Source organism: Wenzhouxiangella sp. XN24 (assembly GCF_011064545.1).
Lineage (GTDB): Bacteria > Pseudomonadota > Gammaproteobacteria > Steroidobacterales > XN24 > XN24.
Genome location: NZ_JAAMFG010000034.1, coordinates 243307 through 260864, shown reverse-complemented (window position 1 = coordinate 260864; position 17558 = coordinate 243307). Strand labels below are relative to the sequence as shown.

17 protein-coding genes, 3 tRNA genes and 1 pseudogene are annotated in these 17558 nt (G+C 63.9%); 3 read left to right on the top strand and 18 right to left on the bottom strand.

All coding sequences use genetic code 11. The features are described from left to right. Positions 1-9: 9 nt before the first annotated feature. From G6032_RS08930 to G6032_RS08870, 13 genes and pseudogenes are all read right to left on the bottom strand, one after another. Positions 10-1374 (bottom strand): GntP family permease, encoded by a 1365-nt coding sequence (locus G6032_RS08930; RefSeq protein ID WP_206211900.1) that lies wholly within the window; start codon positions 1372-1374, stop codon positions 10-12. Positions 1375-1611: 237 nt separating this feature from the next. Further along, a pseudogene (locus tag G6032_RS08925) lies at positions 1612-1695 on the bottom strand. Positions 1696-2209: 514 nt separating this feature from the next. After that, positions 2210-2722, bottom strand: coding sequence for a hypothetical protein (locus G6032_RS08920; RefSeq protein WP_165281789.1), 513 nt, complete (start codon positions 2720-2722; stop codon positions 2210-2212). Positions 2723-2951: 229 nt separating this feature from the next. Continuing rightward, a tRNA-Pro gene (locus G6032_RS08915) sits at positions 2952-3028 on the bottom strand. Positions 3029-3114: 86 nt separating this feature from the next. Further along, a complete protein-coding gene (locus G6032_RS08910) occupies positions 3115-3474 on the bottom strand; it encodes a MerR family transcriptional regulator (protein WP_165281788.1) in 360 nt (119 codons plus the stop codon). Further along, complete coding sequence (gene ihfA / locus G6032_RS08905; RefSeq protein WP_165281787.1) at positions 3455-3754, bottom strand: integration host factor subunit alpha; 300 nt, start codon at positions 3752-3754, stop codon at positions 3455-3457. Before ihfA ends, G6032_RS08910 begins: the two co-directional genes overlap by 20 nt. 1 nt (position 3755) lies before the next feature. Continuing rightward, entirely contained in the window at positions 3756-6128 is a 2373-nt protein-coding gene (gene pheT / locus G6032_RS08900; RefSeq protein ID WP_165281786.1) for a phenylalanine--tRNA ligase subunit beta, read from the bottom strand. Then, entirely contained in the window at positions 6125-7120 is a 996-nt protein-coding gene (gene pheS, locus G6032_RS08895) for a phenylalanine--tRNA ligase subunit alpha (RefSeq protein ID WP_165281785.1), read from the bottom strand. The genes pheT and pheS overlap by 4 nt, the downstream gene beginning before the upstream one ends. A 110-nt stretch (positions 7121-7230) precedes the next feature. Beyond that, positions 7231-7590 carry a 50S ribosomal protein L20 gene (rplT, locus tag G6032_RS08890; protein WP_165281784.1) on the bottom strand — a complete coding sequence of 120 codons (360 nt, stop codon included), beginning with the start codon at positions 7588-7590 and terminating at the stop codon, positions 7231-7233. A gap of 11 nt (positions 7591-7601) precedes the next feature. Beyond that, positions 7602-7799 (bottom strand): 50S ribosomal protein L35, encoded by a 198-nt coding sequence (gene rpmI, locus G6032_RS08885; RefSeq protein ID WP_165281783.1) that lies wholly within the window; start codon positions 7797-7799, stop codon positions 7602-7604. A gap of 87 nt (positions 7800-7886) precedes the next feature. After that, positions 7887-8405 (bottom strand): translation initiation factor IF-3, encoded by a 519-nt coding sequence (infC, locus tag G6032_RS08880; protein WP_165282166.1) that lies wholly within the window; start codon positions 8403-8405, stop codon positions 7887-7889. Between the two features lie 3 nt (positions 8406-8408). Further along, on the bottom strand, positions 8409-10340 hold the full coding sequence (thrS, locus tag G6032_RS08875) for a threonine--tRNA ligase (RefSeq protein ID WP_165281782.1): 1932 nt from the start codon (positions 10338-10340) through the stop codon (positions 8409-8411). A gap of 83 nt (positions 10341-10423) precedes the next feature. Beyond that, positions 10424-10498, bottom strand: a tRNA-Val gene (locus tag G6032_RS08870). A gap of 325 nt (positions 10499-10823) precedes the next feature. On the opposite strand from G6032_RS08870, the gene G6032_RS08865 reads away from it, so the two are divergent. Further along, positions 10824-11459 carry a hypothetical protein gene (locus G6032_RS08865; RefSeq protein ID WP_165281781.1) on the top strand — a complete coding sequence of 212 codons (636 nt, stop codon included), beginning with the start codon at positions 10824-10826 and terminating at the stop codon, positions 11457-11459. 129 nt (positions 11460-11588) lie between these two features. On the opposite strand, the gene uvrB is transcribed toward G6032_RS08865, so the two are convergent. Further along, the gene (uvrB, locus tag G6032_RS08860; protein ID WP_165281780.1) at positions 11589-13652 is read right to left on the bottom strand and encodes an excinuclease ABC subunit UvrB; all 2064 of its coding nucleotides are present in this window, start codon (positions 13650-13652) and stop codon (positions 11589-11591) included. Positions 13653-13783: 131 nt separating this feature from the next. Between uvrB and G6032_RS08855 the strand changes: the two genes are divergently transcribed. Together G6032_RS08855 and G6032_RS08850 are read left to right on the top strand one after the other, a co-directional pair. Then, positions 13784-14965, top strand: a complete 1182-nt coding sequence (locus tag G6032_RS08855) for a pyridoxal phosphate-dependent aminotransferase (protein WP_165281779.1) — start codon at positions 13784-13786, stop codon at positions 14963-14965. Positions 14966-15044: 79 nt separating this feature from the next. Continuing rightward, positions 15045-15120: transfer RNA gene (locus G6032_RS08850), tRNA-Asn, on the top strand. Between the two features lie 111 nt (positions 15121-15231). On the opposite strand, the gene G6032_RS08845 is transcribed toward G6032_RS08850, so the two are convergent. Genes G6032_RS08845 through moaA form a run of 4 tightly spaced genes read right to left on the bottom strand, consistent with a single transcriptional unit; the run spans position 15232 to position 17514 of the window. Next, positions 15232-15753: a molybdenum cofactor biosynthesis protein MoaE gene (locus G6032_RS08845; RefSeq protein ID WP_165281778.1), complete on the bottom strand. Its 522-nt coding sequence runs from the start codon at positions 15751-15753 to the stop codon at positions 15232-15234. A gap of 5 nt (positions 15754-15758) precedes the next feature. Continuing rightward, positions 15759-16004, bottom strand: coding sequence for a molybdopterin converting factor subunit 1 (gene moaD, locus G6032_RS08840; RefSeq protein ID WP_165281777.1), 246 nt, complete (start codon positions 16002-16004; stop codon positions 15759-15761). Continuing rightward, entirely contained in the window at positions 16001-16483 is a 483-nt protein-coding gene (gene moaC / locus G6032_RS08835; protein WP_240902099.1) for a cyclic pyranopterin monophosphate synthase MoaC, read from the bottom strand. Before moaC ends, moaD begins: the two co-directional genes overlap by 4 nt. A 5-nt stretch (positions 16484-16488) precedes the next feature. Next, a complete protein-coding gene (moaA, locus tag G6032_RS08830) occupies positions 16489-17514 on the bottom strand; it encodes a GTP 3',8-cyclase MoaA (RefSeq protein WP_276610941.1) in 1026 nt (341 codons plus the stop codon). Positions 17515-17558: the final 44 nt, after the last annotated feature.

Here is a 17558-nt window from a genome sequence, read left to right as displayed (position 1 = left end):
CGCTCGACCTCATCCCAGCAGATGCACCCCGGCGACCACGAGCACCGTCACCAGCACGGGAATCGCCACGGTGACGACGGCGATGTCCCGATAGGCCTCGCGGTGGCTCAGCTTCATGATCGTGAGCAATGCCACCACGGCGCCGCTGTGAGGAAGCGAGTCGAGGCCACCGCTCGCCATCGCCCCGATGCGGTGGACGAGTTCCAGCGGGATGCCCTGCTCCACGAAGCCGGGCGCGAGCGTCGTCATGAATATCTGCAGCCCGCCCGATGCGGAGCCCACGATTCCGGCCAGCAAGTTCGTGGCGAGCAGCAAGGAGAAAAGCGGCGGCAGGTCGACATTCACCACGAAGGCGACGAAGGCGGCGAAACCCTGGGTCTGGCTGACGACACCGCCGAAACCGATCACCGCGGCGGTGTTGATCAGGGGCATGATCGAGTCGTCGACGCCCTTGCCGAGCAGCGTCAGGGGAGCGCGACGCAACGATCCGAACAGCAACAGGCAGCTGAGCGTGCCCAGGACGAGCGCAAAACTCGGCCAGGCCACCGGTTCCGAACGCGCCAGCTCGGCGATGCGTCCGGCAAGCGATGCAGGGTCCGGGCTCGCCAGAGAGAGCATCAGTTTGGGCACGACGATGGTGCCGAGCACTATGGCGATGGGAACGAGCGCCAGCAGCCAGTGCGGCCTTGGCCCGGCGGCCTCTTCGATGGCAGGCGCCTGCGGATTCGCCGCGACCATCCCGGCGCCGGCCCGCAGTCGCTGCCACTCCAGGTACCACATGCCGAGCAGGAGCATCAGCACGCCGCCGATCACGCCGAGCCACGCCCCCGCATACAGGTCGGTGCCGAGCGCGGTCGCGGCGATGACATTCTGCACGGACGGTGTGCCGGGAAGCGCGGTCATGGTGAACGTGCCGGCCCCGAGTGCCATCGCCGCGGCCAGCAGGCGCGGCGGGATGGCCGTCTGTTCGATGAGCTTGAAGCCGAGCGGCAGCACGGCAAACAGCACCACGAACAGCACGACGCCCCCATAGGTCAGCACCCCACAGGCGAGCACCACGATCCACAGCGCCCGATGCGCGCCGAGCCACCCGGCCAGCGCGGCGGCGATGCTCGTGGCCGCGTGGCTCTCCGCCATGGCGCGACCGAATATCGCGCCGGTCACGAACAGGAGAAAAAAACGACCCGCAAAGGTGAATGCGCCCAGCGGACCGCTGCTGTAATCCCGCGCCATCGCACCGAAGGGGTCCAGCCCGTTGCTCAACGCGACCACCAGCGCCGCGAGCAGCGATGCGAGCACGATGTTCACGCCCCGCAGCGCCAGCACGATCAGCAGCGCCAGTCCTGCAAACAGGCCGAGATACTCCAGCATCATTCCCCCGGTAGTCGGCGTCGCATGATCGGATCAGGCTGCACCCGGCCCGAAGAACCGCGGCGAGCTGCCGGCGCCCTCTCCCTTCGGTATGGCGCATGTCCGGGAATATGCAGGGAAAGTATGCGGTCGTCAAAGTGTCGGGGCTATCGCGAATGCGCGAAGGGTTGGCAAAGGCGCGCCCAATGAACAACGAGCCCCGCAGGGCTCGCCTGGTGCTCTTCATCGGCAGTTGTTTAGTGGTCGGGGCGAGAGGATTTGAACCTCCGATCCCCTGCACCCCATGGGGGTGTCGGCGGAAGGGATTATGCGAAATCCGCCCCAATCCGATCACGAATCAGTTCGCGGAGGCGATCGTCACAGCGGACATCCTCGAGGCGCGAGAGCAGTGTTTTCGTGGATACGACTCCGGTTCCCGCCAGCGCCCGATTGAAGAGCAGATCTTTCTCTCGTCCCGCACCGTACTTTGACAGCATCAAGTCGTGCAGATCCATGCACAGCGCGGTCTTGTCGCCAACGCGCAAAGGAATCGCGCGTTCCTTCCATCCCGCCGGCGCAAACGTCACAGTCGAATCGTCGACCGCCTGAGCGTAAAACCCATGCTCAACGTCAAAGTCTGACGCCTCGCCCAGGACAAAGTCGATCTGGTCCATCACGCGCGACTGCCGTTCACGGTCGACCGGTTGTGGAATCACGTCCACATCACGGGTCGCAGTCAGAATTCCTGCTGTGGCATCCGGAATTGAGGCCAACATGGCGGCAGACCCGACGACGTAGAAATAATCCAGGTCGAACCTGCGGGCGATTTCGGCGACAACGAGTTCGAGCTGCGCGCGGTTCATTGTCCGGAGAACACGCGCTGCCGGTCGTCACGCGTGGCGAGGATCGTAAACGGTGATTCCTTCCTCAGCACATCCGACCGTTCTGATTCGGCGACCATCGTCCGCAGCAAGGCGGGCAGGTCCCCATCCAGCAACGCACCCCACTGCTGGTGATAAACGTGGCCCGAAGGATTCACCTTTGACAGTTTCGCCAGTCTTTTCCTGACTTGATCTATCAATGCCGGATTGCGCGCGATGCGGTGCGCGATCCGCTCGTGCAGCATGCGACTGCGAAGAGCGGCCAGTTCCCCTCTGCTTCCTGTGAAGAAATAGCGCGTCGCGCGCGCCTTGCCGATCGCGGCGATCCGACCCCTGGCCCGCAGATCCATCAACCTCCGGGACAGCGTCGGCTGGCTGATCTGGTGCTCAATGCCGTCGAGAATCTGCGGCGCGCTCAGCCCGTGCGGTGCGCTGGCCAGCAGCGCCACGATTTCGTCTCTCAGGCCATCATGGTCGGGCGAGGTCGTCATTGCACAACGAATGCTGAATAAAAACTGAATAGATAATATCAGACTCGTCGGCGTGCGGACAGATCCTCGTTAAAGCGCCTGGACTCGGAAGCACGCCTGCTCCCCGACACGAACGTCCTCCGGGGCAGCCGATTTGCTGTCCGCCGCGAAAGGTATACCCAAAGGTATACCCAACGAAAAACGGACCCCGCAGGGCCCGTATTCTTTTCTTTATATTTCAGCTATTTAGTGGTCGGGGCGAGAGGATTTGAACCTCCGACCCCCTGCACCCCATGCAGGTGCGCTACCAGGCTGCGCCACGCCCCGACCGGGAGAAAAACGAACCGGCGACTACCGGTCCGAAGGGGTCGCATCATACCTGATGGCGCGGACCCGAGAAAGCAAAACGACAGCTATTTGCTGCGAAGAATCTTCAGGACTTCCTCGAGCTCGGCGCGCAACTGGCGCACGATCTGGGCGCTCTGGGTGAGGTCTTCCTTGGCCTCGTCCCCGGTAAGGCGCTGGCGGGCGCCGCCGATCGTGAAACCCTCTTCGTAGAGCAGGCTGCGGATCTGGCGAATGAGCAGCACGTCGCGGCGTTGGTAATAACGGCGATTGCCCCGGCGCTTGACCGGCTTGAGTTGCGGGAATTCCTGTTCCCAGTACCTCAGGACATGCGGTTTGACGCCGCAAAGCTCGCTGACTTCACCGATGGTGAAGTAGCGCTTCCCCGGGATTGCCGGAAGCTCGTCGTTATTTCCCGGTTCCAGCATAGGCTTCCACTCGCGTTTTGAGCTTCTGACCGGGGCGGAAGGTCACCACCCGGCGGGCGGTGATGGGAATCTCTTCTCCCGTCTTGGGATTCCGTCCCGGGCGCCGGTTTTTGTCCCTGAGGTCGAAATTGCCGAACCCCGACAGCTTGACCTGCTCGCCGTTGGCGAGCGCAGTACGCAATTCCTCGAAGAACATCTCGACCAGCTCGCGAGCCTCGCGCTTGTTGAGGCCCATATCCTGGAACAACGCTTCGGCCATTTCGGCCTTGGTGAGTGCCATATCAATCTCGCAGTCTGGCGCCGAACTCTGACGCGAGCCGAGCGACCACCGCCGCCACGACTCCGTCCGCTTCTTCGTCGGTAAGAGTGCGCGAAGATTCCTGTAAAATCAACCCGAAAGCGACACTTTTTAGACCCGAATCTATACGATCGCCGCTATACACATCGAAAACCTTGGATTCTGTTAAAAGGCGCCCGGCGGCGTGGCGGATTGCCTCCACGAGCGCCTGGACCGGGACGGCCTGGTCCACGACCACGGCAATGTCCCGACGGATGGCTGGAAACCGTGAAATCTCCCTGAAGGCGGGCAGTTTCGCCGCGAAACCCAGTGCTTCATCCAGCTCCCAGAGTAACGGCGCTGCGTCGAGGTCCAGCACCCGTACAAGGCGGGGATGCAAGGCGCCGATCCAGCCGGCCGGGTGGCCGTCGACCACGATGCGGGCCGCCTGGCCGGGATGGAGTGCCGGGTGTTCAGCCGCTTCGAAGCGATAGTCCGCAAGGTTCGAGTCCAGCAGCAACTCGACATCACGCTTGGCATCGAAGAAGTCGACTCGCGCCGCCGGGGCGCCCCACTGTTCCGGGAGCCGGGCGCCCGCAAGCAATCCACCCACGGTCATAAGTTGTTTTAATTCATTACCTTCATAGATGAACCTGAGACCTTGCTCGAAGATGCGAACCCGCGGCTGGCGGCGACTCAGGTTGCGTTTCATGACCTGCAGGAGGCCCGGCCACAGCGACAGCCGCATCGTGCTCAGTTCGGAGGAGATCGGATTGGCCAGCGCCAGCGCCCGTTCACCCGGGAGCAGTTGCGACTGCAGTTCCGGGTCCACGAAACTGTAGGTGACCACCTCCTGGTAGCCGCGCGAGATGAGCGTATCCGCGATCCGCGAGGCGGGTGCCCGATGCTCGCCGGCCTGGCCCAGGACGGCACCACCGGCCCCGCGGGACTCTGGCAGCCGGTCATAGCCATAGACCCGGGCCACCTCCTCCACCAGGTCCACCTCGACCGCCATGTCGAAGCGATGCGAGGGCGGCGTTGCCTCCCAGCCGTCCGGGGTCGGGAGGACGGTCATGCCCAGGCCACCGAGCATGCGCTCTACGTCCGCGTCCGGGATCACGTGCCCGAGCAGTGCGTCCAGTCGGGCGCGGCGCAGCCGCACGGGTGCCCGTTGCGGCAGGTGCTCGTGGGCGACGTGCATCATCACGGGACCCGGCGCACCGCCGGCGATCTCCACCAGCAAGGCCGTGGCGCGCTCGACAGCGCGCTCCTGCCCTGCGGGGTCCACGCCGCGTTCGAAGCGCAACGAGGCGTCGGTGTGCAGCCCCAGCCGCCGCGCGCGCCCGGCGATCGCCTGCGGGTCGAAAAACGCGACTTCGAAAAACACGTCGCGGGTGGCGGCCGTCACGCCGGAGGCCTCACCGCCCATGATGCCGGCCACGGCGCGCGGCCCGGCATGGTCCGCGATCACGAGCATGTCCGGTTCGAGAGTGACCTCCCGCCCATCCAGCAAGGTGATGCGCTCCCCGGCCGCGGCGTGGCGCACCACGATGCCGCCTTCGAGGCGGCCCAGGTCGAAGCCGTGCATCGGCTGGCCCAGTTCCAGCATGACGAAGTTCGTGACATCGACCACCGGGTGAATCGGCCGCAAGCCGGCGCGGCGCAGCTTTTCCGCCATCCACAAGGGCGTCACCGCATCGCTGCGGATGCCGCGAATCACCCGCCCGACGAAGCGCGGACAGGCCTCCGGCGCACGCACCTCGATCGAAAACGTGTCGTCGACCGCCGCCGGCACCGGCGCAATCACCGGGCCGGACAGCGGCGCATCATTCAATAACGCCACTTCCCGCGCCACGCCGAGCACGCTGAAACAGTCGCCGCGGTTCGGCGTCAGATCGACGTCGATGACGGTGTCATCCAGGCTCAGCCAGGTCCGCAAATCGACGCCGACCGGGGCATCCTGCGGCAGGTCCCATAGCCCCTCGTGACTTTCGCCGAGTCCCAGTTCGCGCTCGGAACAGAGCATGCCGACACTGCTGACCCCCCGCAGTTTCGCCCGCTTGATTTTCAACCCGCCGGGCAGTGCCCCGCCGACCAGCGCCACCGGCGCCCGCATGCCCGCGTAGACATTCGGCGCGCCGCAAACGATTCCGAGCGTCTCTGCGGCGCCGACCTCGACCCGGCAGACTTTCAGCTTGTCCGCATCGGGATGGGGCGCGACGCTCTCGACCCGCCCTATCACGACCGAGGAAAACGCCGGGGCCGCCGGGGCCGTCCCGTCCACCTCGAGCCCCGCCATGGTCAGCTGCGCGACGATCCCGGCCGTGTCCACCGGCGGATCGACCCACTCGCGTAGCCACCGCTCGCTGATTTTCATCGCACGGCCCCCTGGTTGAACTGCTTCAGGAAGCGCAAATCATTGTCAAAAAACAGCCGTAAGTCATTGACGCCATAGCGCAACATCGCAAGGCGTTCGACCCCCATACCGAATGCGTAGCCGGTGAACTCCTCCGGGTCGATGCCGCCGAACTCCAGCACCCGCGGATGCACCATGCCGCAGCCCAGCACCTCGAGCCAGCCGTCGCCCCATTCCACGTCGACTTCGGCCGAGGGCTCGGTGAACGGGAAATACGAGGGACGGAAGCGCAAGCGCACTTTCCGTTCGAAAAAAGCCTCGAGGAAATCGTGCAGCACGGCTTTCAGATGGGCGAAGCTCACGCCGCGATCGACCACCAGGCCTTCCACCTGGTGAAACATCGGCGAGTGAGTCTGGTCGGAGTCGCACCGATAGACCCGCCCCGGCGCGATGAGGCGGATCGGAGCGCCTTCGCTGCGCATGGAGCGGATCTGCACGGGCGAGGTGTGCGTCCGCAACAGGCGGCCGTCGCCGAAATAGAAAGTGTCGTGCATGGCCCGCGCCGGATGGTGCTCCGGGATGTTCAGCGCCTCGAAATTATGGAATTCGTCCTCGACTTCCGGTCCCGTGCGCACCTGGAAGCCGGCCTGGCGGAAGATGGTTTCCATGCGTCGCATGGTGCGTGTCACCGGGTGGAGGCCGCCCAGCGTCTCGCCCCGCCCGGGGAGGGTCACATCGATGCGCTCGGCCTCGATGGATTGCTGCTCGCCTTGGGCTTCCAGCTCCGTCCTGCGTGCGCCGAGCGCCGCCTGGAGGGACTGCTTGGCCTCGTTGATGACCTGCCCGGCCACCGGCCGCGCCTCCGGCGCAAGGCCGCCGAGCGACTTCAGAAGCCCCGTCAGGAGACCTTTCTTCCCCAGGTAACGCACCCGGACCTCGTCCAGGGACGCCAGGTCGTTACAGGCCTGGATATCTTTGCGGCCCTGCTCCAGCAGCCGTGCTGCATCTTCCACGCTGATCCCCTTGCAACAGAAAAGGGGAAAGGCCCCGCAAGGCCTCTCCCCTTCGTGCCGTCTCCGCGCGCCCGCGGCGTCGCGGCGTGTGCGGAAAATCCGCGGCGGCTTTAAGCGGCGAGTGCGGCCTTGGCCTGTTCGGCGACCACGCCGAAAGCCTCGGGCTCGAAGACCGCCATGTCGGCCAGGACCTTGCGGTCCAGTTCGACGCCGGCCTTCTTCAGGCCGTCGATGAGGCGGCTGTAGGACAGGCCATGCATCCGCGCGCCGGCATTGATGCGCACGATCCACAGGGCGCGGAAGTCGCGCTTGCGGGCCTTGCGATCACGGTAGGCGTACTGGCCGGCCTTGGTGACCGACTGCTTCGCCACGCGAAAGCTCTTGCGGCGCTGGCCGTAATGGCCCTTCGCCTTCTTGAGAATCTTCTTGTGCCGCGCGCGGGCGGTCACGCCACGTTTAACTCGTGCCATGGGTCACCTCCTTACGCGTAGGGGAGCATTTTGCGGACGGCTTTCACATCACTCTCGGCCACCAACTCGGTGGACCGCAGATGGCGCTTACGCTTGGTGCTCTTCTTGGTAAGGATGTGATTCAGGTGGGACTGGCCTCGCTTGAAGCCGCCGCCGCCCGTCGCGCGAAACCGCTTGGCGGCCCCGCGATTCGTTTTCATCTTGGGCATGTCGATCTCCGTTTTATGGCCTGGTCGGGCTCAACGGCCCTGCAGGCGTAGACACGGCTTCGGGGTTTCGGCCCCTCGGTCCGCGGCTCACTTTTTCTTGGGCGTCAGCACCATGGTCATCTGGCGCCCTTCCATTTGCGGGAACTGCTCGACCGAAGCCAGTTCGACGAGATCGTCCCGCACTCTCTCGAGGAGCTTGGCGCCCAGGTCCCTGTGCGCCATCTCCCGGCCGCGGAACCTCAGGGTCACCTTGGCCTTGTCGCCCGCCGTCAAGAATCGCGTGAGGTTTCTCAGCTTGACCTGGTAGTCGCCTTCCTCGGTTCCCGGGCGGAACTTCACTTCCTTGACCTGGATCTGTCGCTGCTTCTTCTTCGCGACCTGGCTCTTCTTGTTCTGCTCGAAGACGAACTTTCCGTAGTCCATCACCTTGCAGACCGGCGGCTCCGCGGTGGGCGCCACTTCGACGAGATCGAGTGATTCATCCGCCGCGAGCCTGAGGGCCTCTTCGCGACTCATGATCCCAAGTTGCTCGCCGTCCGAGCCGATAATCCTCAATTGTGGCGCGCCGATATCTTCGTTGCGCCGAACTCGTTTGGACGCTGTGATGCGTCAATCCTCCATAACAGACCGGCCGCGCATCGCGACTTGGCGAGCGAGGAATTTCCCCAGGTCGTCGATACTCATCGACCCGAGATCCTCGCCGCTGCGCGAACGCACGGCCAGCGAACCAGCCTCCTTCTCCCGGTCACCTGCGACCAAGAGGAAGGGCACCTTTTGCATAGTATGCTCGCGGATTTTAAAGCCGATCTTCTCATTTCTCAAGTCGGCATCCACTCGAAACCCCTGATTATTTAAGGTTTTCGCTACGGAATCGACGTAATCGGCCTGTTTGTCCGTAATATTCAGCGCCACGGCCTGCACCGGGGCGAGCCACGCGGGGAAGCGGCCCTCGTAATGCTCGATCAAAATACCGAAGAAACGCTCCAGGGAACCGAGCAATGCGCGGTGGATCATGATCGGCCGGCGCCGTTCGCCGCTGGCTGCCACGTACTCCATCTCGAAGCGTTCCGGCAGGTTGAAATCCAGCTGGATCGTAGAACACTGCCACTTGCGACCGATGGCATCCTCGATCTTCAGGTCGATCTTCGGTCCGTAGAACGCCCCGCCGCCGGCGTCGAGAATGAACTCGAGGCCCTTGCGCTCCAGCGCGCCCTGCAGCGCCTTCGTCGCCTTCTCCCAGATCTCGTCGGATCCCACGGCTTTTTCAGGCCGGGTCGAAAGATTGACCTCGAACTGGGTGAAGCCGAAGTCCCCGAGCATCTCGAGGGTCAGGTCGAGGACCCGGAGGACCTCCTCCTCGATCTGCTCTTCCTGGCAGAACACGTGCGCGTCGTCCTGGGTGAACCCGCGCACCCGCATCAGCCCGTGCAGCGCACCCGACATCTCGTGCCGATACACCGTGCCGAGCTCGGCCCAGCGCATGGGCAATTCCCGGTAAGAGCGCAGCTTGTCCTTGTAGACCAGCACGTGGAACGGGCAGTTCATCGGCTTGAGCTGGTACGGCTGCCCGTCCTCTTCCATCGGACGGTACATCGACTCGCGATAGAAGTCGGTGTGGCCCGAGGTGTGCCAGAGGTCCTCCAGCGCGATATGCGGCGTGAACAGCAGTTCATAGCCCGCCCGCGTGTGCTGCTCGCGCCAGTAATCCTCCATGACGCGCCGGATGCGGGCGCCGTGGGGGTGCCAGAACACGAGGCCGCCGCCGGCGTCCTCCTGGATGCTGAACAGCTCGAGATCGCGGCCAATGCGGCGATGATCCCGCTTCTCGGCCTCCTCGAGACGCCGCAGATAAGCCTTCAGGGCCTTACTGTCGGCCCACGCGGTCCCGTAAATCCGTTGTAACTGCTCGTTGCGCGCGTCCCCGCGCCAGTAGGCGCCGGCGACCTTGGTCAGTTTGAAGGCCTTGAGCAACCCCGTGCGCGGAACATGCGGTCCCCGGCACAGGTCCTTGAACTCGCCCTGCCCGTAGAGACTGATCTCCTGGTCCGCGGGGATTTCCTCGATGATCTGCGCCTTATATTCCTCGCCGATGCCGCGGAAGAAGGTCACGGCGGCGTCCCGGTTCATCACCTCGCGGTGCACGGGAAGGTCGGCCTCCGCGAGTTCCGCCATGCGCTTCTCGATCGCCTCGAGATCTTCCGGCGTGAACGCGCGGTCGAAGGCGAAATCGTAATAGAAGCCGTCCTCGATGACCGGGCCGATGGTCACCTGGGCGCCGGGGAAGAGTTGTTTCACGGCCTGCGCGAGCAAGTGCGCGGTGGAATGGCGGATGATCTCCAGGCCGTCTTCGTCGCGGGCCGTGATGATGGCGACTTCCGCGTCCGCCTCGAGACGATGGGACGTATCGACCAGGCGGTCGCCCACGCGCGCCGCCACCGCGGCCTTGGCAAGCCCGGGACCGATGTCGGCAGCGAGTTCGGCGACCGTGACAGGCCCGGCGAAGCTGCGCTGACTGCCGTCAGGAAGCGTGATTACTGGCATTTGAAATGGTGCTCAGAATCGGACTCCACGCACCGGACCGGACTGGCCGAGCGAGGACGGCCGGTGCGTGGAAATCTCGGATTTGGTAGGCGCGGGCGGGTTTGAACCGCCGACCCCTACGATGTCAACGTAGTGCTCTACCACTGAGCTACGCGCCTGGAACTGCGAAAAAAGCGCCGCGACCCTAAGCTCGCGGCGCGCGAAAGTCTAACCGACGGCGCCGGGAGTGTCGAGACGGCTTCGGGGGTGCAGCCCGGGCAGGGATGGAAGATTTCTCCCGGGCTGCGGAAGAAGTTTCCGCCCGCTCCGGCCATGCATCCGCTGGCACGAGAGATATTCCCCGTGGTTCTGCCGTTGATGACGGATTTGGCGCGTTTGGTACGGAGATTGCACCCCACTCCTGCGACACGCCGGAAAAGGACTCTCGGACAACTCCGAAAGGATCACCCGGCAACTTCGGACCAACCCATGGAGGTATTCACAATGAGAAAGCCCACGAACTATTCGATCCTGGTGTTTCTCGCCGGCGCGCTGCTCTCGTTTCCGCTTGCGGCGCAGGATCCTTATGCCGCACCGGACGATAGCTGGATCAGCATCAGCGGCGAGGTCGAGACCGTTTCCCCCGACGTATTCACGCTGGATTACGGCGACGGGATGATCACCGTCGAGATGGACGACGGCGACCGGGATGCGGACGCCTACAAGTTGCTCAAGGGCGACAAGGTGACCGTGTACGGCGTCATCGACGACGACCTGTTCGAAACCCGTAGCATCGAGGCGAGCAGCGTGTACGTCGAGAACCTCAACACCTACTTCTTCGCGAGCGCTGTCGATGAAGAGGACATGTTCGTCACATTTACCACGCCGATCGTCGTATCGGAATTGATCGTGCAAGGCACCGTGACGAACGTGGGATTCGACCAGTTCTCCATCGACACGGGAACGCGCGAAATCACCGTCGAAACGGATGATCTGGCCTACAACCCGCTGGACGACGAGGGGTACCAGCAGATCAGTGAAGGTGATGTCGTGAGGGTGACCGGCGAGATAGAGGCGGATTTCATGATGGGCCGTGTCGTGAGCGCAGACACCGTGGTCACGCTCCGCAAGGGCTCCTGAGGGCCGGGCTCATCGCCAATGAGACGTGCTTTGAATCCCGATCATTAACCAGACCCCCACCGTAGCCGGATGCAAAACCCGGCACACGGTTTGCCCCGGGTACGTGTGCCCGGGGCTTTTTTTGATTCCTTATCCGGCGAGATCGGACGGCAGCCCCAGCCCTTCCTTGCGTAAGCGCTCGATCTCGTCGCGCAGTTCCGCAGCGCGCTCGAACTCGAGTTCCCGGGCCCGGCGATACATCTCGTTTTCCAGCTTGCGGATCCGTTTCATCACGTCTTCCGGACTGAGTCGCTCATAGGCCAGCTGCGGTTCGGCGACTTTCCGTCTTGACGACTCGCCCCGACGTGTCTTGCCGCCCTCCTCCCGCGCACCCTCCATGACGTCCGCCACCCGCTTGATGATCGTCTGGGGCGTGATGCCGTGAGCCAGGTTGAACTCGATCTGCTTCGCCCGCCGGCGTTCGGTTTCCCCGATGGCCCGGCTCATCGATCGCGTTTCCTTGTCCGCGTAGAGAATGGCCTTGCCATGCACGTTGCGCGCGGCGCGGCCGATGGTCTGGATCAGGGACCCTTCGGATCGCAGGAAACCCTCCTTGTCTGCATCGAGGATCGCCACCAGCGACACCTCGGGCATGTCCAAGCCTTCCCGCAGCAGGTTGATGCCCACGAGCACGTCGAATTCGCCCCGCCGGAGATCGCGAATGATCTCCGAACGCTCGACCGTGTCGATATCCGAATGAAGATACCGCACGCGCACCTGGTGCTCCGCAAGGTAGTCGGTCAGGTCTTCAGCCATGCGCTTCGTCAGCGTGGTGATGAGAACGCGCTCGTTGCCGGCCACCCGCGTGCCGATCTCGGAAAGGACGTCGTCGACCTGGTGCGTGACCGGGCGTACCTCGACCTCCGGATCCACCAGGCCGGTGGGACGCACCACCTGCTCGACCACCTGTCCCGAACGACCGAGCTCGTATTCGCGTGGCGTCGCCGATACATAGATGGTCTGCGGCGAGAGCGCCTCGAACTCGTCGAAGCGCAACGGCCGGTTGTCCAGGGCCGAGGGCATGCGGAAGCCGAACTCGACCAGCGTCTCCTTGCGGCTGCGATCGCCCTTGTACATCCCGCCGAGCTGGGGAATCGTCACATGGGATTCATCCACGACCAGCAGCGCGTCTTTGGGCAGGTAATCGAACAGGCAGGGCGGCGGTTCACCCGGCTCCCGGCCCGACAGGTACCGGGAGTAATTCTCGATTCCCTGGCAGTAGCCGAGTTCCTGGATCATCTCCAGGTCGAACATGGTGCGTTGCTCGAGGCGCTGCGCCTCGACCAGCTTGTCCGCGGCCCGCAATCGTTGTAACTGCTCGCGCAGTTCCACCTTGATCTCGTCGATGGCCGCGAGCAGGCGTTCCCGGGGCGTGACGTAGTGGGTCTTCGGAAAGATCGTTGCCCGGGGGACGGTACGCAGGACTTCGCCGGTCAGCGGATCGAACCAGGCGAGTGTCTCGATCTCGTCGTCGAACAGCTGGATGCGGATGGCCTCCCGCTCCGACTCGGCCGGGAACACATCGATGACGTCGCCCCGCACCCGATAAGTGCCCTGGCGCAGATCCACTTCGTTGCGGGCGTACTGCATGTCGGCCAGGCGCCTGAGCAGGGTCCTCTGGCCGAGGCGGTCACCCCGATCGAGGTGGAGCACCATCCTGAGATAGGCTGCCGGATCGCCCAGGCCGTAGATCGCGGATACGGTGGCCACGATGATGCTGTCCGGGCGCGACAACAGGGCCTTCGTCGCCGAAAGCCGCATCTGCTCGATATGCTCGTTGATCGATGCGTCTTTCTCGATGTAGGTGTCGGACGACGGTACGTAGGCCTCGGGCTGGTAATAGTCGTAGTAGGAGACGAAGTACTCCACGGCGTTGCCGGGGAAAAACTCTCGAAACTCACCATAGAGCTGTGCCGCGAGTGTCTTGTTGTGGGCCAGCACCAGCGTCGGCCGCTGCAACTGCTGGATGACGTTGGCGATCGTGTAGGTCTTGCCCGAACCAGTGACGCCGAGCAACGTCTGGCTCGCCAGGCCCGCCTGCAATCCACCCACCAGCTGCTGGATCGCTTCCGGCTGATCGCCCGCCGGCGCATAGTCCGAAACGAGCTGAAATGGCGCTGCGGCGGTGTCCTTGGCACTGGGGTTGTCTGTCATCTGGCGGCAATACCTACTGGACTGTGAGGAAGAATCATTTCAACATGGCCCGAGCCTGGCATCGTCTCCCGGGAGTCGGCGCCTCGTCGAGAATGAATTGCAGACCCATCATTATGCACCAGGAGAATTCCGTGGACCTTCGTCTTTCCGAGCGAGTCGACCGCGTCAAGCCTTCGCCGACCATGGCCGTCACCGCGAAGGCGGCGGAGCTCAAGCGCGCCGGGCGCGACGTCATCGGGCTCGGCGCCGGCGAACCGGATTTCGACACTCCCGAGCACATCAAGGCGGCTGCGATCGAGGCGATCCGCGCGGGTCGCACCAAGTACACGGCCGTCGATGGCATCGTCGAACTGCGTGAGGCGATCTGCGAGAAGTTCCAGCGGGACAATGGAATCGCGTACCAGCCCGGCCACGTCCTGGTCTCCTGTGGCGCGAAGCAGAGCATCTACAATCTCGCCGTGGCCTTACTGGGACCGGGCGACGAGGCGATCGTTCCCGCGCCCTACTGGGTTTCCTATCCTGATATCGTGCTGCTGGCCGATGCCACCCCCGTCATCGTGCCGGCCGGGCCCGAACAGCAATTCAAGATCACCCCGCAACAGCTGGCCGACTCGATCACTCCCCGGACGCGTCTCCTGATCCTGAACAGTCCGAGCAATCCGACCGGCATGGCCTATTCCCGGGAGGAACTGGCGGCGCTGGCGGAGGTGTTGCGGGAGCATCCCCAGGTCCTCACGGCCACCGACGATATCTACGAGCCGATCTTCTGGGGAAGCGAGCCTTTCTGCACCCTGCTCACCGCTGCGCCCGATCTGCACGAGCGCGTCGTCACCATCAACGGCGTCTCGAAGTCCTATGCCATGACCGGCTGGCGCATCGGCTACGCCGCAGGGCCGGCCAAGCTCATCTCCGCCATGAAAAAGATCCAGGGGCAGAGCACGTCGAATCCGACTTCGATATCGCAGTATGCCGCCCTCGCCGCATTGACCGGAGACCAGTCCTGCATAGCCGAGATGACCACGGCCTTTCGCGCGCGTCATGACTGGCTTCTCGCAGCGCTCAATGCGGTGCCCGGGTTCCGCTGCCTGCCGGCCGACGGCGCCTTCTATGCCTTCCCGGACGTCTCCGAGGCGATTTCTAAACTGGACGGCGTATCCGACGACACGCAGTTCGCCGAGTACCTGCTCGAAAAAGCCGGCGTGGCGGTGGTTCCGGGTGCTGCGTTCGGCGCCCCGGGGCACGTCAGGCTCTCCTATGCCTGTGGCCTGGAGACGTTACAGAAAGCCGTCGAGCGCATCGCGGGCGCGCTCTGACGATCAGCTTCCTTGACAGGGTCCTGAGCCTTGCTTGAAAATTAGCTGCTTGGGCGAAGGCACCTTCCCCACCCGCTATTCCCCGGTAGCTCAGTTGGTAGAGCGACGGACTGTTAATCCGTTGGTCGTTGGTTCGAGTCCGACCCGGGGAGCCAAACATGAAAAAGGGGCTGCCATGAGGCAGCCCCTTTTTGCGTCTCTTATTGCGCTCGATGACCCTTGGCCCGTACGCCCTGGCCCCGCCGGCTGATGTTCCAGCCTTCAGTTCAGGCCGACTGGTCTTCCGCCTTGAGCGCGGCGGGGCGATCCTCTGAATATTCGTGGCTGTGGTCGTGGTCATGGCTGTGGTCGTGCTTGCCATGCCCCGCCGCCCGGCACCGCTCGCAGTCGACCCACGCGGACTCGCCTTCGATGTAATGCTCTTTTTTCCAGATCGGGAGGCGTTGTTTCAGCTCGTCGATGACGTAGCGGCAGGCCTTGAAAGCCTCGTCCCTGTGGGGTGCCGCTGCGCCCACCCACACCGCGAGTTCCCCGACGCCGAGATCGCCGATGCGGTGCACACAGGCCATGCGCACGGGTCCGAAGCGCTCTTCCGCCTCGGCCAGGATCCGCAGGCCCTCGGCGGTCGCCAGGTCCGCGTAGGCCTCATAATGCAGGCCCGAGACCGAACGACCCTTGTGATGGTCGCGCACCCAGCCCTCGAATGCCGTGTAGCCGCCGCAATCGGGGCTCATGAGGCCGCGGCGCAAGGCATCGACATCGACCTGTTCGCTGGTGATTTCGAACATCGTCACTAACCTCCAGATACCGGCGGGATGAAGACGATTCGATCACCGTCCGCCAGGCTCGCGTCCCAGGATGAAAAAGCGTCGTTGACCGCCACCTTGAGATGGCGGCGCTCCGTATTGAAATCATGACGCGCATCCAACTCGGTCCAGAGTTGTGCCGGCGTCTGTGCGGAGGTCTCGAACTGTTCCGTCTCGACCCCGGCCCGCTCGCGCAGCCACGCGAAATAACTGATATTCACTTTCACTGTCATGTTGCCCGCCAATCGCCGCTCTTGCCGCCCGTCTTTTCCAGCAGCCGAAGCTCGCGAATTACGATCCCCTTCGACAGCGACTTGCACATGTCGTAAATGGTGAGAGCCGCCACGCTGGCCCCGGTCAGGGCCTCCATTTCCACCCCGGTCTGCCCATGCAGGCTGACGCGGCAATCCACGATCGCCTCGTCACCTCTCATGTTGACCGCAATATTGCAGTCCTCCAGCCCAAGGGGGTGGCAGAAAGGGATCAGCTCATGCGTGCGTTTCGCCGCCAGGACACCCGCGACGATCGCCGTATGAAACACCGGCCCTTTCGCTGTTGCGTAATCGTTCTCCGCGAAAACCCGTGCCGCATCGGGAGGGAACCCGACCCTGGCCTGCGCGTGCGCGGTCCGCCTGGTCACGGCCTTGCCGCCGACATCGACCATCCGCGGAGTGCCGCGGTCGTCGAGATGGGTGAATCGATTCGCTGCCAAGTGGGTCATCCGCCGATGTAATACATCTCGATTTTCTCGGTCCGCACGCTGCTCCCGTCTTCGGCGCGTTGCTCGCTGTAGCGGTCGTTGCGTCCACGCCAGACCTTGTCGATCATCTCACCGAGCTGTGCGTCCTCGATGCCTTCCCGCATCGGGCCGCGAAAATCCGTGCCGCGCGCCGCAAACAGGCAGGTATACAAGCTGCCGTCGGAAGAGAGCCGTGCCCGGGTGCAGTCCCCGCAGAACGGCTGGGTCACGGAGCTGATGAACCCGATCTCCCCTGCACCGTCGGCGTATTCCCAACGCTCGGCCACCTCGCCACGGTAGCCGGCCTCGATCGGACGGATCGGCCAGCGCTGGTTGATGCGCTCGACGAGCTCCGCGGAGGGCACCAGTTCCTTCTCGTTCCACTTGTTGAGCGTGCCCACATCCATGTATTCGATGCATCGCACCACCACGCCCGTATTCCTGAAGCGGTCCAGCAGCGCATAGATGCCGTTCTCGTTGAGGCCCCGCTGGACCACGGTGTTGATCTTCAACGGCGTGAGCCCGGCCTCGATGGCCGCATCGATCCCTTCAAGCACGCGCTCAGGCGTGCCTCGTCCGCCGCTCATGCGGCGGAATGTCGCTTCGTCGAGTGCATCGAAACTGACGGTGACGCGATCCAGGCCGGCGCCCTTCAGCGCAGCCGCATGCTGGGCAAGCAGGATCCCGTTCGTCGTCAGCGCCAGGTCTTCGACCCCGTCGATGAGGCTCAACTCGCCGATGAGGTCTACGAGCCCCGGGCGCAACAGCGGTTCCCCGCCCGTCAGGCGAAGCTTGGTGACCCCGCGTTCGACGAACAGACGCGCCAGGCGCGTGATCTCCGCGAACGACAACCGTTCGTCGGAATGCAGAAACTGGAAATCGCGGTGGTACTGGTTCTCCGGCATGCAATACGGGCAGCGGAAATTGCATCGGTCCATTACCGAGATCCGCAGGTCCCGCAAGGGCCGCCCACGGCGATCGTCAAGAGAGTTTGCATTGGACATTGCTGCGCCCGGGTTGCGTGTTCGTGCTTCCATCAACGGCCCCC

Bases quoted from the DNA above. Each gene is read 5' to 3' on its own strand.
- thrS (WP_165281782.1), bottom strand. From the start codon at position 10,340: ATGCCAGTAATCACGCTTCCTGACGGCAGTCAGCGCAGCTTCGCCGGG.
- ihfA (WP_165281787.1), bottom strand. From the start codon at position 3,754: ATGGCACTCACCAAGGCCGAAATGGCCGAAGCGTTGTTCCAGGATATG.
- rpmI (WP_165281783.1), bottom strand. From the start codon at position 7,799: ATGCCCAAGATGAAAACGAATCGCGGGGCCGCCAAGCGGTTTCGCGCG.
- G6032_RS08920 (WP_165281789.1), bottom strand. From the start codon at position 2,722: ATGACGACCTCGCCCGACCATGATGGCCTGAGAGACGAAATCGTGGCG.
- rplT (WP_165281784.1), bottom strand. From the start codon at position 7,590: ATGGCACGAGTTAAACGTGGCGTGACCGCCCGCGCGCGGCACAAGAAG.
- pheT (WP_165281786.1), bottom strand. From the start codon at position 6,128: ATGAAAATCAGCGAGCGGTGGCTACGCGAGTGGGTCGATCCGCCGGTG.
- uvrB (WP_165281780.1), bottom strand. From the start codon at position 13,652: ATGACAGACAACCCCAGTGCCAAGGACACCGCCGCAGCGCCATTTCAG.
- G6032_RS08865 (WP_165281781.1), top strand. From the start codon at position 10,824: ATGAGAAAGCCCACGAACTATTCGATCCTGGTGTTTCTCGCCGGCGCG.
- moaD (WP_165281777.1), bottom strand. From the start codon at position 16,004: ATGACAGTGAAAGTGAATATCAGTTATTTCGCGTGGCTGCGCGAGCGG.
- moaA (WP_276610941.1), bottom strand. From the start codon at position 17,514: ATGTCCAATGCAAACTCTCTTGACGATCGCCGTGGGCGGCCCTTGCGG.
- G6032_RS08845 (WP_165281778.1), bottom strand. From the start codon at position 15,753: ATGTTCGAAATCACCAGCGAACAGGTCGATGTCGATGCCTTGCGCCGC.
- G6032_RS08910 (WP_165281788.1), bottom strand. From the start codon at position 3,474: ATGCTGGAACCGGGAAATAACGACGAGCTTCCGGCAATCCCGGGGAAG.
- G6032_RS08930 (WP_206211900.1), bottom strand. From the start codon at position 1,374: ATGATGCTGGAGTATCTCGGCCTGTTTGCAGGACTGGCGCTGCTGATC.